We start from the raw sequence: 14,204 nt of genomic DNA on the forward strand, positions 1-14,204 counted from the left end.
TCGGGTCGAATCGCGTCGGGTCGAGTCGGGGACGTCGCTCGCCCGGTCGACCGTTCCGCCGAGCCGATCGCGCCCGGAACCGACCATAATGTTCTCCGACGCGGAGATCCTTCGTGCCGCAGTCCTCCTCACCGGAACTGGTGGCCATGTGCGCACGCAGGGCTCACACCCCCGCCCCGAGCAGCCGACCCGAGCCCGAGTCGGCCGTGGCCGTACTCGACGCCGTGGGCCGCGTCGTGGCCTGCGATGCGGCGGTGGAGCGGCTCGTCGGCCACTCCCCCGGATCCCTCGTGGGCCTGCCCGCCTCGGAGTTGCTCCTCGCGCCCGGCGACGGAGCCGCCATCGCGGCCCGCGCCGCGCGGTGCCGCACCGGTGAATCCCTGGAGGGCGAAGCGGCCCTCCGGCACCGCGACGGGCACGGCGTGGAGGTGCGGCTGCGCGCCTCCCGGCTCGCCGCGGCGGAGGGAAGCCCGGCGGTCTGGCACGTCAGCGCGGTCCGGAGCGCGGCGGCGCGGCGGAGCGAGGCGGAGTACGCGATCCTCGAGGGCCTGGTCGCCCAGTCGCCGATCGGTCTGGCGATCTACGGCCCGGACCTCCGCCTGACCAGGGTGAATCCCGCCCTGGAGAAGATCCACGGCATCCCCGCGAGCGAGTCGGTCGGCAAGCGGATCAGCGAGGTCTATCCGTGGCCCGAGGGAGACGCGATGGAGCGGCGGCTCGAAGCGGTCCTGCGTACCGGCGTCCCCCAGCTGACGACCGAGCACCGCGGCAGGACACCGGCCGACCCCGACCACGACCACGTCTGGTCCATCAGCTCGTTCCGCATCCGCGACCCCGCCGGGGGGCTGGCCGCGGTCGCGTCCTCCGTCGTCGACATCACCGAACGCCACCGGGCGCGCGAGCGCCTCACCCTGCTGAACACCGCGGGCGAACGGATCGGCACCCGGCTGGACGTCACCCGGACGGCCGAGGAGCTGACGCGGGTCCTGGTCCCGGCGCTCGCGGACTTCGTGGCCGTCGACCTGCTGGAGGGCGTCGCCCAGGGCGAACCCCCGCCGCCCGGCGCCCCGGACATCACCGCCCTGCTGCGCCGCACCGCGCTCCGCTCCGTACGGGAGCACGCCCCGGAAGCGAGCTATCCCGTGGGCGAGCTGATGACGTTCCCCGCGGCGACGCCCCTGGGCGAATGCCTGACCGGGGGCGCCGCGCGGCTGATCCCCGTGCTGCACAGCGCCGAGGACTGGTTCGCCCAGGACCCCGTCAGGGCGGCGACGATGCTCGGGGCGGGCATCCACTCCCTGATGCTCGTGCCGCTGCGCGCCAGGGACACCACCCTGGGCGTCGTCCACATGTACCGGTGGCAGCGCCCCGAGCCCTTCGAGCGGGACGACCTGGCCCTGGCGACGGAGCTGGTCGCCCGCGCGGCGCTGTGCGTCGACAACGCGCGCCTCTACACCCGCGAGCACCGTTCCGCGCTCGCGCTGCAGAACAGTCTTCTCATCGGCGCGCTCCCCGAGCAGAACAGCGTCCGCGTCGCGCACCGGCACGTCGCCGCCGCGGCCCATGGCGAGGTCGGCGGCGACTGGTTCGACGTCATCCCGCTCTCCGGCGCCCGCGTCGCCCTGGTCGTCGGCGACGTCCCCGGGCGCGGCATCCACGCCACCGCGCACGCGGCACGGTGGCGCTCCACCATCCAGACCCTGGCCTCGCTCGATCCGCCGCCCGACGAGCTGCTGACCCAGCTCGACCACGCCGTCGGCCAGGCGACGGACATCAGGCTCGCCGCGGGCGAACCGACCCCGTCCGTCGGCACCACCTGCCTCTACGCCGTCTTCGACCCCGTGAGCCGTCGCTGCACGATCGCCAGTGCCGGGCATCTCCCGCCCGCACTCGTCGGCCCCGACGGCACCGCCGACCTGCTGCCCGTTCCGGTCGGACCGCCCCTGGGGCTCGGCGGGGTGGTCTACGAGTCGACCCGTGTCGACATCGCCGACGGTGCCACGCTCGCCCTGTTCACCAACGGCCTGGTGACCGGTCGTGACCGCGACGTCGACGCCTCCCTGGCCTCGTTGTGCGGCGCTCTGGCCGCGGCGTCCGGCTCCCTCGACGAGCGGTGCGGCTCCGTGGTGAACGCGCTGCTCCCGCAACAGCCCCTCGACGACGCCGTCCTCCTCCTCGGCCGCCTCCGGGCCCTCCCCTCCACGTCGGTCGCGACCTGGGAGCTGCCCTCCGACCCCGCCGTCGTCGGCCGGGCCCGCTCGCTGGCCACGGGGCAGCTGCGGGACTGGGGGCTCGACGACCTCGGTCTCACCACCGAACTGATCGTCAGCGAGCTGGTCACCAACGCCATCCGCTACGGCCGGCCTCCGGTCCGGCTGCGGCTGATCCGCCACCGTTCGCTCATCTGCGAGGTCACGGACGGCGCGTCCACCGCCCCCCACGTGCGGTTCGCCACCGAGAGCGACGAGGGCGGACGCGGACTCTTCATGATCGCCCAGCTGGCCGACCGCTGGGGCACTCGCTACACGAAGAACGGCAAGACGATCTGGGCGGAGCAGCAGGCCGCCGCGGGGTGAGCCGACCGGGCTCGACCCCGCCACCCGCGACGAGACGGACGCCCCCGCCCCACGACTCGCGCGGCAGGGTTCCGGGCGCGGTGCGCTGCCTCGGGCGCGGGCGGCGAGGGTGTGCGCGCACCCGCATACTGAGGAGCGGAGCCCCTCCCCCCGGAGGTGCGTGTGGACAGACGGCTCACAGGCGTCCAGGAAGCCCTGGGCGGGCGCACCAACGCGCTGAGGCTGTCGCTGCTGTTGCCCGTCCTCCTGATCGTGTTCGGGGTCCTGTTCCACGTCACCACGCCCGCGCAGCTCACCGGGACGCCCTTCTTCGTCTCGGCGCCGCTGATGGCGGCGCCGCTGTACACGTGGTGGGCCACGCTGTTCTTCGGCGGCGCGGGGCTGGTCGCGACGGCGCTGCTGAATCTGGTCGCCGGGTCGATGTGGGAGCCCGCGGTGGTCCAGGACCTCGCGACCGAGCTGGCGACGATCGGCTTCGTGACCGCCATCGCCCTTCTCCTCAACCGGGTCGTGCGACGCGGGCGGGCGCGGCTCGCCTCGGCCCGGGGTGCGGCCGAGGCGGCGCAGCGGGCCGTCCTGCCGACTCCCCCCGAACGCCTGGACGGCCTGCACCTGGTGAGCCACTACGAGGCGGCCGTGGAGGACACGCTGGTCGGAGGCGACCTCTACGCCGCGCGGTCCACGCCCTTCGGGGTACGGCTCGTCATGGGCGACGTACGGGGCAAGGGGCTGGGCTCGATCGAGACCGTCTCCGTGATCCTGGGCTCCTTCTGGGAGGCGGCGGACCGGGACGGAACACTGGTGGAGCTGGCCGGGAGTCTGGAGCGCGCCCTGGCCCGGGAGAGCGTCCGCCGGTCCGGTTTCGACGACACCGAAGCCTTCGCCACGTGTGTGCTCGTCGAGATCCCGCCCGGTCACGACGTCGTCCGCGTCCTCAATCTGGGTCATCCGCCGCCGCTGCTGTTCGCGGGCGACGGGAAGGTCCTCACCCTGGCCCCCGGGTCGTACGCGCTGCCGCTGGGCCTCTCCGAGCTGGCACCGACCCCGCGCGAGCCGGACGAGTGGAGCTTCCCGCCGGAGTCGACGCTGCTGCTCTACACGGACGGCCTGTCGGAGGCCCGCGGCCGGGACGGCGTGTTCTACGACCCGGCGGCGCGGCTGGGCGGCCGGACCTTCTCCTCCCCGGTGCGGCTCCTCGGCGCGCTGGTCGGCGACGTGAAGCGGTACGCCGACGGCCTCACCGGCGACGACATGGCCCTCCTCGCCGCCCATCGACCGCGAGCGGTCCGGTGAGCGCGCGGCCGTACTGCCGCTGAGCCCGAGCCCCCGTCGGTCCGCGCCCTGCTCCGCCGTTACGGGGGCCGTCCACGGCCCCGCCCTTGACCTCCGGTGTCCCGGGCGCCGTTCAGCCGCGCCGGCACCACTCCCCCGGCGCCGTTCAGCCGCGCCGGCACCACTCCCCCGGGCGACTTCGCCGTCCATCGCATCCACCGCGTGCCCGGGGAGAGAAACGGTGGAGATGCCGAGCGCGCCTTCCCGCACCCGGCCGCGCGGGTCCCCGGCCTCGCATGGTTCAATTTATTTCGATCATTAAGATTGTTAATCATCGAGATGTCTTGGGGAGTTTCCATGGCCACACCTCTGCGCTGGGCGAGCAGGCTGCTGCCGCTCCTGGTGCTCGTCGTCTGGCTCGCCGTCGGGGGCGGACTCGGCCCGTACGCGGGCAAGCTCGGCGAGGTGGCGACCAACGACCAGGCCGCCTTCCTGCCCCGCAGCGCGGAGTCGACCCGAGTCCTGCAGGCCCAGGAATCCTTCCGCCAGGAGGAGACGCTGCCCGCCATCGTCGTCTGGACCGCCGACGGCGGCGGGCGCGTCGACCCTGCGACCCAGGTCGCGGCCACCCGCGCCCTGGCCTCGCTGACGGGCGCCGCGGGCGTGGTCGGCGCGCCCTCCCCCGCCCTGCCGTCCGAGGACGGCGAAGCGCTGCGCGGAATCGTCCAGCTCCGCCCCGACCTCGGTGAGGAGCTGGGCGCGACGCTGGAGAAGGTCGACGCCGCGGTGTCGGCCGTGCCCGGGACCACGGCGTGGATCGCCGGCCCCGCCGCGACGCAGGCGGACCTGGGCGACGCCTTCGCCGGCATCGACGGTCTGCTCCTCGTCGTCGCCCTGGTGACCGTCCTGGTGATCCTGCTCCTGGTGTACCGGAGCGTCCTGCTCCCCCTGCTGATCATCATCGGAGCGGTGTTCGCCCTCGGCCTGGCCTGCGCCATCGTCTACGTGCTGGCGGACAACGACATCGTGCGGGTCGACGGTCAGGTCCAGGGCATCCTCTCCATCCTGGTCATCGGCGCCGCCACGGACTACGCCCTCCTGCTGGCGGCCCGCTTCCGGGAGGAGCTCGGCGCGCGCGGCGGGGACCGCGTTCCGGCCATGCGCGCCGCCCTCAAGCAGTCCTTCGGGCCGATCGTGGCCAGCGCGGCCACCGTCGCGCTCGGCCTGCTCGCCCTGCTCCTCAGCGATCTCACCAACAACCGGGCCCTCGGACCGGTCGGCGCCATCGGCATCGCCTGCGCCGTGCTGAGCTCCCTGACGTTCCTGCCCGCCGCCCTCGTCCTGCTCGGCCGCTCCGCCTACTGGCCGGCCCGGCCCAAGGCGGCGACCGGGGACGACGCCCACCCGGTCTGGCGCAAGGTCGCGGCGCTCGTCGACCGGGCGCCGCGCAAGGTCTGGGCCGCCTCCCTCGCGGCCCTGCTCGCCTGCGCCGCCTTCTCCCTCACGCTCGACTCCAAGGGCGTCCCGCTCGACGAGATCTTCGTCCAGGACGCCCCGTCCGTCGCCGCCCAGGAACGCCTGAGCGAGCACTTCCCGGGCGGCGTCGGAAACCCCGGAGTGGTGATCGCGGACGCCGACGCCGCCGAGAGGGTACGGACCACCGCCGAGGGCGTCGACGGGGTCGACTCCGCGACGGTCTTCGTCGCCCCCGGCTCCCGCGAGCCGCTCGTCGCCGACGGACGGGTGCGGATCGACGTCACCCTCAGCGACACGGCGGACTCCGACGCCGCGAAGAGCACCGTCGCCGACCTGCGCACCACGCTGCATGCCGTGCCGGGGGCCGACGCGCTCGTGGGCGGCTACACCGCGCAGCGGTACGACACCCAACTCACCGCCGAGCGCGACAGGATGCTCATCGTCCCGGTCGTCCTCGTGATCATCCTGGTGATCCTCGTCGGGCTGCTCCGCTCCCTGCTGCTGCCGGTCCTCCTGGTGGCCACGGTCGCGCTCAACTTCCTGGCCACCCTGGGGGTGTCGGCCCTCGTCTTCGAGCACGTCTTCGGCTTCACCGGAACAGACCCCGCCGTCCCCCTGTACGGCTTCGTCTTCCTCGTCGCCCTCGGCGTCGACTACAACATCTTCCTCATGTCACGGGTGCGCGAGGAGACGGCGCTGCACGGGACACGTGAGGGCGTACGGCGCGGCCTGGTCGCCACGGGCGGGGTCATCACCTCGGCGGGCGTCGTGCTCGCGGCCACCTTCGCCGCGCTGGGCGTCATCCCGCTGGCGTTCCTGGTCCAGATCGCCTTCATCGTCGCCTTCGGCGTCCTGCTCGACACCCTCGTCGTCAGGTCGCTCCTGGTGCCGGCCCTCGTCCGGGACATCGGCCCCGGGGTCTGGTGGCCGGGCGCCCTCCGGCACCGCCCCTGAGGGTGCGACCGCGGCCGGGGCGTCAGTCCTGGCCGCGGGCACGGCGGAAGCGGGCCAGTCCGTCGACGAGCGTGACGATCGGGTCGGGGTAGTCGAGGGAGACCTCCCCGCGCGCGGTGAGCTTCCACGGTTCGTGGACCGCCGGGGCCTCCAGACCGGCGAGTTCCGGGACCCAGCGGCGGACGTAGGCGCCGTCCGGGTCGTACCTCCTGGCCTGGAGGACGGGGTTGAGGACCCGGTTCGGCCGGGTGTCGGTGCCCGTGCCCGCGACCCACTGCCAGTTGAGCTGGTTGTTGGCGACGTCGCCGTCGACGAGGAGGTCGAGGAAGTGGCGTGCTCCGGCCCGCCAGTCGAGGTAGAGCGTCTTGGTCAGGAAGGAGGCCGCGAGCAGCCGCCCCCGGTTGTGCATCCAGCCCTCGTGGGCGAGTTGCCGCATCGCGGCGTCCACCACCGGATAGCCGGTCCGGCCCTCCTTCCACGCCAGGAGGTCGGCCTCGGCCCCCTTGCCCTGCCGCCAGCGGTCGTGGCGCGGACGGTAGTCCTCCGTGACGCTGTGCGGGCGGGCGTTCAACACCTGGTGGTGGAAGTCCCGCCAGCACATCTGCCGTACGAACGCGTCGGCGCCCGCCCCGCCCCGGGACCGCGCGCGGTGCACCACCTCGGCCGGAGAGACCGCGCCGAAGTGCAGATAGGGGGAGAGCCGGGAGGTGACGTCGCCGGCGAGGTCGTCGTGACGGTCCTCGTACGCGTCGACATGCCGCGACATCCACGCCGAGAGCCGCCGGCGCGCCTCGCGCTCCCCCCCGACGGCCAGGCCCTCCGACACCTCGGACACCGCGCCCCGCGCGGGCACGTCCTCGGAGCGCACGTCCCCGGGAACCGTGACCGACCGGGGAGCCGCGACCGGGGAACGCGGCGGCTCGGCCGACCACCGCCGGTGGTAGGGGGTGAAGACGGCGAAGTGGTCCGATCCGCCCGGAGTGACCGCGCCGGGCGGCACCACGGTCACCACCCCGTCATGGGCGTACAGCCGGCGGCCGTCCGTCTCCAGGGCGTGCCGCAGGCGCTCCTCCCGCCGGCTCGCGAAGGCGCTGCAGCCCGCCGCCATGTGCACCTCGTCGGCGTCGACCTCCCGGGCCACGGCGCACACCTCCTCCACCGTGTCGCCGTGCCGCACCACGAGCCGGCCGCCCCGCTCCCGCAGCCCCGCGTCGAGGTCGGTCAGGCAATCGGCGAGGAACGCCAGCCGGTTGGGGGCGGCGAAGCCCGCGCGGTCGACGGCGGGGTCGCGGACGAAGAGGGGCACCACCTCGGACGCCGACTCCAGCGCGGCGCGCAGGGGCGGGTGGTCGTGGAGGCGGAGGTCCGACGTGTACAGGACGACCGAGACGTTCATGTCACCACTCCTGGCGATCGAGCACCGGGGCGGAGGCGGGTACGCCCGGTGCACTGCTGCGTGTGCACTGCGGTCCTCCTTCTCCGCGCGGAGGGCTCACGGATGCGGCTGCTCCTCGCGGCCGTGCCGGGGCGGTTCCGTGGCCGGGTCCGCGGCAGCGGGCGCGTCGCCGCGGCCGGCGCTCGCCGACTCCTCGGCGGTCCGCGCGATCCTGCGGGCCATGCCGCCGAACACGATCGTGTGGAAGGGCGCGACGCTCCACCAGTAGAGCTGTCCGGCGAGGCCCCGGGGGTGGAACACGGCGCGCTGCCGGTACCGGGACCGCCCGGCGCCGTCCCGCTCGGCGTACATCTCCAGCCAGGCTTTACCGGGCAGGCGCATCTCCGCCCGCAGCCGGAGCATGCTCCCCCGCTCGATCTCCTCCACGCGCCAGAAGTCGAGGGCGTCGCCGACCCGCAGCCGGTCGGCGTCGCGACGGCCGCGCCGCAGCCCCGCCCCGCCGACCAGCCGGTCGAACCAGCCCCGCAGCGCCCAGGCGAGCGGGAACGAGTACCAGCCGTTCTCGCCGCCGATCCCTTCGATGACCCGCCACAGGGCCTCGGGCCCGGCGGCGACGTCACGCCGCCGTTCGTCCGTGTACAGGCTGCCGCCCGCCCAGTCGGGGTCGGTGGGCAGCGGGTCGCTCGGCGCTCCCGGCAGCGAGGCGGAGGACCAGCGGGTGACGACCTGGGCGTCGCGCACCCGCTGGAGGGCGAGGGCCAGGGCCCGGTCGAAGGACAGCGGCGAACCGGGCGTGTCGGGCACGTGGTCGGTGATGTCGTTCTCGGAGCACACGACCTCGTACCGCAGCGACTCGGCCAGCGGCAGGGCGAGCGCGGCGGGTACCGGTGTCACCAGCCCGATCCAATGGCTGGAGAGACGGGGGGTCAGCATCGGGACGGGGAGGATCAGTCTGCGGGGCAACCGGGCGACGGTGGCGTAGCGCTCCATCATCTCCCGGTAGGTGAGGATGTCGCGCCCCCCGATGTCGAAGGTCCGGTTGACCTCCTCGGGCATCCGGGCGCTGCCGACCAGATAGCGCAGGACGTCCCGGACGGCGACGGGCTGCACGCGGGTGCTGACCCAGCTGGGGGTCACCATGACGGGGAGGCGCTCGGTGAGGTAGCGGAGCATCTCGAACGAGGCGGAGCCCGAGCCGACGACGACGGCCGCCCGCAGCACGGTCGTGGGCACCCCGGAGGCGAGCAGGATCCTTCCCACCTCGGCCCGGGAGCGCAGGTGCGGGGAGAGCTCGTCCTCGGGGATGTCGACCGGGGTGAGACCGCCGAGGTACACGATGCGGCGGACCCCGGCCGCGCGGGCCTCCTCGGCGAAGATGCGGGCCGCGCGCCGGTCCGTCTCCTCGAAGTCCCGGCCGGAGCTCATGGAGTGGACCAGGTAGTACGCCACCTGCACGTCCCGCAGAGCGGGCCGCAGAGTGTCGGCGTCGGTGACGTCGCCACGGACCACGTCGACGCGGTCGGCCCACGGAAGGTCGCGCAGATGGGCGGGTGTACGGGCCAGGCAGCGGACGGCGTACCCGGCGTCGAGCAGTTCGGGTACGAGCCGGCCGCCGATGTATCCACCGGCTCCCGTGACCAGACACCGCTCGCCCGTGGACGAGTCCCCTGTACGCGTCGCCATGGCCAGCCACTCCCCTTCCCGACGGACGGACGCTCGGAACGGATGACGTCCTGGTCCAAGCCGTACTACACGAGAGGTCTTCCCTCTTCCCGACTCGGCTGGATGCACGGGGAGGCGTCCGTCGTGACGTGCGGAGGGAAGTCGTGCATCCAGCGGTGTCCTTCCGGGAGAAGGAGGGACGACGAGACCCGACGGCCGTCGGGCCGGACGAAGGAGGCGGCGGCGTGATCGTCGTGCGGCGGAACATGGTCATCGCGTGTCCTCTGGACGAGGTGGTCGCCTATCTGGAGGACTTCGGGAGGACCGAGCAATGGGATCCCGGGACGGTGCGCTGCGTCCGGGTCGACGAGGGTCCGGTGCGGCCGGGGTCGACATGGCGCAACACCTCGCACTTCCGCGGGCGGACCAGCGACCTCCTCTACCGGCTGGAGACCCGGGACCCGGCCCGTCTGGTGTTCGTGGGGAAGAACTCGACGGTGACCGCGACCGACGACATGCGCTTCGAGGCGCGTTCTCCCGCGGTGACGGAGCTGACGTACGTCGGATCCCTGCGGTTCCACGGACTGGCCAAGCTGGCCACGCCCTTCCTGCGGGCCGAGTTCGAACGGCTCGGGGACGGCGTGACCGAACGTCTCCCGGCCGCGGTCGCGCAGTACTGCCGCTGAGCGGTCGCGCAGTACTCCTGCAGCTGAGCCGTGGACGTACTGCCGCTGAGCCGTCGCACCACGTCGCCGCCCTCGCGCCCCACGTCGCCATCCTCGCCCGACGCCGAATTCGCCCGCGTCCTCCCGAAGGCGCTCACGTCGCCACCCTCTCCGGGTCGCCACCCCCTCCGGACGGTCGCACCGTCCCCGAACGCTCGCGCCCCCGGACGGGAGGCGCGAGCGTTCGGCCGGTCGCGGGCGTCACCGCGGGCGTCACTTCGGCATCAGGACGGTGTCGATCACGTGGACGTTGGCGTTGGACGTCTGCACGTCGCCACAGACGATCTTGGCGGTGCCGTTGACCGTGTAGGCGTCGCCGGAGCCGTCGGTCGTCACCGTGCCGCCCTGGAGCGTCTTGAACGAGCCGTCGGCGAGGTCCGCCTTGCCCACCTCCTCGTCCACCACGTGGTAGGTGAGGATCTTGGTCAGGGCGGCCTTGTCCGCGAGGACCTTGTCCAGGTCCGCCTTGGGGATCTTCGCGAAGGCGTCGTTCGTCGGCGCGAACACGGTGATGTCCTCGGCGTTGTTCAGCGTGTCGACCAGACCGGCCGCCTTGACGGCCGAGACGAGCGTGGACAGTTCCGGGTTGTTCGCGGCCGCGGTGGCGACCGGGTCGTCGGACATGCCCTCGGCGCTGCCCTCCCCCTCGGCCGGGAGCGCGCTGCAGCCGGGCCCGAACGGCCCGTTCTCCGCCGCGGCCACCGCCTGCGGGGCGAGTACGCCCAGCGACACCGGAAGGGTGACGGCTGCCGCGACGGCAGCGACGCGGCGCATGACGTGTGAGGTGTTCATGATGCTCTCTCCTCCTGGGCCGGCCCAGGAAACCGGAACCGGCGGGCCGTGAGCTGGATTGCCTTCTCAAGAAGTGTTCGGGGCGACACCCCTCTCCGGATCAGGCCGGAGCCGGGCGATCGAGGTCGGCCAGGACCTCCCTGGCCGCCCGGGCTCCGGAGGCGAGCGCTCCCTGCAGCGAACCCGTGGCCCGGTGGTCGCCGCAGACGTACCTGCCCGGTACGAAACGCGTGGTCCGTGAGAGTGCCAGTGGCGGGAGCATGGCCGGAAGGGCCTCGTGCACCGTGACCCGGTGCACGGTCTCCCAGACCGCCGTGCCGGTGCCGTACACCTCGCCGAGCGCCACGCGGACGGCCTTCTCCTCCTCGGGGCCCGGCGCCCCGAGGACCGAGGTCGACACCAACGCCCGGCCGTCGCCGGAGTAGCCGCGCTGGACCTCGGTCAGGACGCAGGTGTTCAGGAACCGCCGACGCGCGTCGACCATGAGGGTCGGCTCGCCCAGGGGCGATCGCTCCGCCGCGTGGTAGTAGGTGGTGACGGTCCGGCCGGGGGGTACGGCGAGGCCGGGCAGCAGACGTGCGGCCTCGCCCGGTCCGGTGGCGACGACGACGGCCCGCGCCGCCAGCTCCCCGCCGTCGGCCGGCGCCACCCCGTCGACGGTCAGCGAGGCGACCGGCGAACCGGTGCGCACCACCCCGTCGGGGAGCCCGGAGGCGAGCTGGGCGGGGACCGCACCGATCCCGTCGGCCGGCAGACACAGCGTGCCGCGCACCATGGACCGCCACACGAGGTGGAAGAAGCGCGCCGAGGTCTCCAGGTCGTCCTCGAGGAAGACTCCGGAGAGGAAGGGCCGCAGGAAGGTGTCCACGAGTTCGGCCGAGACGCCCGCGTCGGTGAGGGCCCCGAGGGTCGTGGAGTCGCGTCGCCCGCGCAGCCGCGCGACGGGCAGCAACGCGTCGCGCGCCGAGAGCACGCCGAGGGCCGCGAGGTCACGGGCCGAGGCCAGTCGGCCGGGCAGCAGGTCCCGACTCTCCCGGAGCCGCCGGGTGGGGTCGCTGACCCGTCGCCGCCCGTCGTCCGTGTGCACCATGACGCCCGGGGTGAACGGCCTCAACCGGAGCGCCCGCAGGTCCATCCGCCGTTTGACCTGTGGATAGGAGGTGTTGAACACCTGGAAGCCGCGGTCGACGGTGAAGCCGCCGATCCTGTCGGTCCGCATCCTCCCTCCCACGGTGTCGTCACCCTCCAGCAGGCGTACCCGCAGCCCCGCGGCGACCAGGTCCGCCGCACAGGCCAGCCCGGACACCCCGGCCCCGACGATCACGACGTCGATTCCACCCTCCGTCTTCCTCGTCACCTTGTCGCTCCTCTTCGCGTCCGGTCCTGCGAGGCACGTGCCGACGACCACGGCACCCGGGGCGGCAGACGGCCCGGGGTGGAGTGCGGTCATCCGTACTTCCGTCATCGCGTGCCGTACGGATGAGCCGGCGCCCCACTCGCCTGCGGCCCGGCCACGTCCCCGCCGCGGACCCGGCGTTCGTCCGCCGGCGGTCCGGGCGCATAGGGTGATCGCGTGGCCAGTACCGATGACCGAGAGACGACCGAGCCCCCTGGCGGAACTCCGGGCGACCTCCAGGGCTTCGCGGTCGCGCTCCGCCGTACGCATGCCGAGATGAGCAGGCTGGTCCACGGCTTCGCGCTGGCCCAGGGTCTGCACCCGACCGACGTGCAGGCGCTCGGCATCGTCCTGGACAGTGCCGAACCCCTGACCCCCGGGCGGCTCCGGGAGCACCTGGGGCTGACCTCGGGTGCGGTGACGGCGTGTCTCGACCGCCTGGAGAAGGCCGGCCACATCCGCAGGTCCCGGGACACCGCGGACCGCCGGGTCGTCCATGTGCACTACGAGGACGGGGCGCGGGCGGCCGCCCGCGAACACTTCCTCCCGCTGGCGCAGGCGGCCACCCGGGCCAGGGAGCGGTTCGACGAACGGGAACTGGCGACGGCGCTGCGTTTCCTCACCGTCCTGAACGACGAACTGGCCGCTCTTCGCGCCCCCGGCCGCTGACCGCCTGCCCCTGCCCCTGCCCCCTGCCCCCTGCCCCCTGCAGCCGACCGCGCTTCCTGCCCCGGCCCGCTGACCGCCCTTCCGGCCCCGGGCCGCTGACCCCTCCCTTGCCTGGGTCGCCACCGCTCTGCTCGCATCGCTTGTGCGTCGTATCCTGGCCGTATGAGCGATACGGCGGCCGGCATCACCACAGGGGCCGTGGCCCGACGGCTGGGTGTCTCCCCCACCACGCTGCGCTCGTGGGACCAGCGCTACGGCATCGGCCCGGCGAAACGGGAGGACGGACGGCACCGGCGCTGGTCACCGGCGGACGTCGAGATGCTGGAGGCGATGTGCCGGCTCACGACGTCCGGCGTGCCGCCGGCGGAGGCCGCCCGGGTCGCCCGGGAGCGCGCCGGTCATCAGGCACCGCGGCCGTCCGGGAAGCGCTCCGAGGAGCCGACCCGGAACGCCTCCGAACAGCAGTCGCGGAACACCGCCGAAGCGCCGTCCCGGAACACCGCCGAACAGCCCGCTCCCGACCGGGCGGAGCGGCCGCATGCCCCGGGTTCCGGCAACGGGCTGCCGCTCACCTCGGTCCATCAGGAGTTCCGCGGCCTGGCCCGGGCGGCGGTGCGCCTGGACAGCCCCACCATGCACACGCTGCTCTGCGATCTGGTGGCCACGCACGGGCTGCTCGTCTCCTGGGAAGAGGTGATGGCTCCCACGCTCCACGCCGTCGGCCGCAAGTGGGAGTCCTCGGGCGACCGCTACGTCGAGGTGGAGCACCTGCTGTCCTGGCACATCTCCACGGCACTCCGTCAGCTGGTCGGCTCCGCGCGTCCGCACCGCGCGGACGCGAATCCGGTGCTGCTGGCCTGCGTCCCCGGCGAGCAGCACACCCTTCCGATCGAGGCCCTGGCCGCCGGACTGGCCGAACGAGGGCTGCCGACCCGTATGTTCGGCGCGGCCGTCCCTGCCGAGGCCTTGGACGCCGCGGTACGGCGTCTGGGCCCCACGGCCGTCGTCCTCTGGTCCCAGTCCCGGTCGACCGCCAGCCACGCCCTGGCACGGCACGTGGCGGACATCTCCTTCGGCGTCAGGGGCGCCCGGACCCATCCCCTGGTGCTGCTCGCCGGCCCCGGCTGGGCGGGCCGCGCCACCGCGCCGGGGATGCTCAGGCCCGGTGGCCTGCGCGAGGCGCTCGACATCCTCGTGCACCGGTGCGGCACGGCCGGCCCCGACACGGCCCGGGACGCGTCCGCCTGACACGGTCGCCGTCCCGCGGCTCCGGTCGCGACGCGGCG

General features: G+C 73.8%; 10 protein-coding genes. 6 read left to right on the plus strand and 4 right to left on the minus strand.

Annotated features, from left to right (window positions below):
- Nucleotides 1-113 precede the first annotated feature (113 nt).
- The 3 genes from AB0D99_RS00855 (at nucleotide 114) to AB0D99_RS00865 (ending at nucleotide 6,278) form a co-directional block, all read left to right on the plus strand.
- Complete coding sequence (locus AB0D99_RS00855) at nucleotides 114-2,576, plus strand: SpoIIE family protein phosphatase (RefSeq protein WP_362355302.1); 2,463 nt, start codon at nucleotides 114-116, stop codon at nucleotides 2,574-2,576.
- 162 nt (nucleotides 2,577-2,738) lie between these two features.
- Nucleotides 2,739-3,869, plus strand: coding sequence for a PP2C family protein-serine/threonine phosphatase (locus AB0D99_RS00860; RefSeq protein WP_362355305.1), 1,131 nt, complete (start codon nucleotides 2,739-2,741; stop codon nucleotides 3,867-3,869).
- Between the two features lie 336 nt (nucleotides 3,870-4,205).
- Complete coding sequence (locus AB0D99_RS00865) at nucleotides 4,206-6,278, plus strand: MMPL family transporter (protein ID WP_362355307.1); 2,073 nt, start codon at nucleotides 4,206-4,208, stop codon at nucleotides 6,276-6,278.
- 22 nt (nucleotides 6,279-6,300) lie between these two features.
- On the opposite strand, the gene AB0D99_RS00870 is transcribed toward AB0D99_RS00865, so the two are convergent.
- Both AB0D99_RS00870 and AB0D99_RS00875 read right to left on the minus strand, forming a co-directional pair.
- Nucleotides 6,301-7,674, minus strand: a complete 1,374-nt coding sequence (locus AB0D99_RS00870; protein WP_362355310.1) for a deoxyribodipyrimidine photo-lyase — start codon at nucleotides 7,672-7,674, stop codon at nucleotides 6,301-6,303.
- A 96-nt stretch (nucleotides 7,675-7,770) separates the two neighbouring features.
- A complete protein-coding gene (locus AB0D99_RS00875; protein WP_362355313.1) occupies nucleotides 7,771-9,357 on the minus strand; it encodes an SDR family oxidoreductase in 1,587 nt (528 codons plus the stop codon).
- A gap of 224 nt (nucleotides 9,358-9,581) precedes the next feature.
- Between AB0D99_RS00875 and AB0D99_RS00880 the strand changes: the two genes are divergently transcribed.
- Nucleotides 9,582-10,022: an SRPBCC family protein gene (locus AB0D99_RS00880; RefSeq protein WP_362355316.1), complete on the plus strand. Its 441-nt coding sequence runs from the start codon at nucleotides 9,582-9,584 to the stop codon at nucleotides 10,020-10,022.
- A gap of 252 nt (nucleotides 10,023-10,274) precedes the next feature.
- Here AB0D99_RS00880 and AB0D99_RS00885 read toward each other — a convergent pair whose 3' ends face one another.
- On the minus strand, nucleotides 10,275-10,853 hold the full coding sequence (locus AB0D99_RS00885) for a fasciclin domain-containing protein (RefSeq protein WP_362355319.1): 579 nt from the start codon (nucleotides 10,851-10,853) through the stop codon (nucleotides 10,275-10,277).
- A 100-nt stretch (nucleotides 10,854-10,953) separates the two neighbouring features.
- Nucleotides 10,954-12,210 carry an NAD(P)/FAD-dependent oxidoreductase gene (locus tag AB0D99_RS00890; protein WP_362355322.1) on the minus strand — a complete coding sequence of 419 codons (1,257 nt, stop codon included), beginning with the start codon at nucleotides 12,208-12,210 and terminating at the stop codon, nucleotides 10,954-10,956.
- Between the two features lie 216 nt (nucleotides 12,211-12,426).
- On the opposite strand from AB0D99_RS00890, the gene AB0D99_RS00895 reads away from it, so the two are divergent.
- A complete protein-coding gene (locus AB0D99_RS00895) occupies nucleotides 12,427-12,918 on the plus strand; it encodes a MarR family winged helix-turn-helix transcriptional regulator (RefSeq protein WP_362355325.1) in 492 nt (163 codons plus the stop codon).
- A gap of 162 nt (nucleotides 12,919-13,080) precedes the next feature.
- Nucleotides 13,081-14,166: a MerR family transcriptional regulator gene (locus AB0D99_RS00900; RefSeq protein ID WP_362355328.1), complete on the plus strand. Its 1,086-nt coding sequence runs from the start codon at nucleotides 13,081-13,083 to the stop codon at nucleotides 14,164-14,166.
- Nucleotides 14,167-14,204 lie beyond the last annotated feature (38 nt).

It is taken from the genome of Streptomyces sp. NPDC047971 (assembly GCF_040653355.1).
GTDB lineage: Bacteria > Actinomycetota > Actinomycetes > Streptomycetales > Streptomycetaceae > Streptomyces.

Bases quoted from the DNA above. Each gene is read 5' to 3' on its own strand.
- AB0D99_RS00865 (WP_362355307.1), top strand. From the start codon at position 4,206: ATGGCCACACCTCTGCGCTGGGCGAGCAGGCTGCTGCCGCTCCTGGTG.
- AB0D99_RS00870 (WP_362355310.1), bottom strand. From the start codon at position 7,674: ATGAACGTCTCGGTCGTCCTGTACACGTCGGACCTCCGCCTCCACGAC.
- AB0D99_RS00875 (WP_362355313.1), bottom strand. From the start codon at position 9,357: ATGGCGACGCGTACAGGGGACTCGTCCACGGGCGAGCGGTGTCTGGTC.
- AB0D99_RS00885 (WP_362355319.1), bottom strand. From the start codon at position 10,853: ATGAACACCTCACACGTCATGCGCCGCGTCGCTGCCGTCGCGGCAGCC.
- AB0D99_RS00900 (WP_362355328.1), top strand. From the start codon at position 13,081: ATGAGCGATACGGCGGCCGGCATCACCACAGGGGCCGTGGCCCGACGG.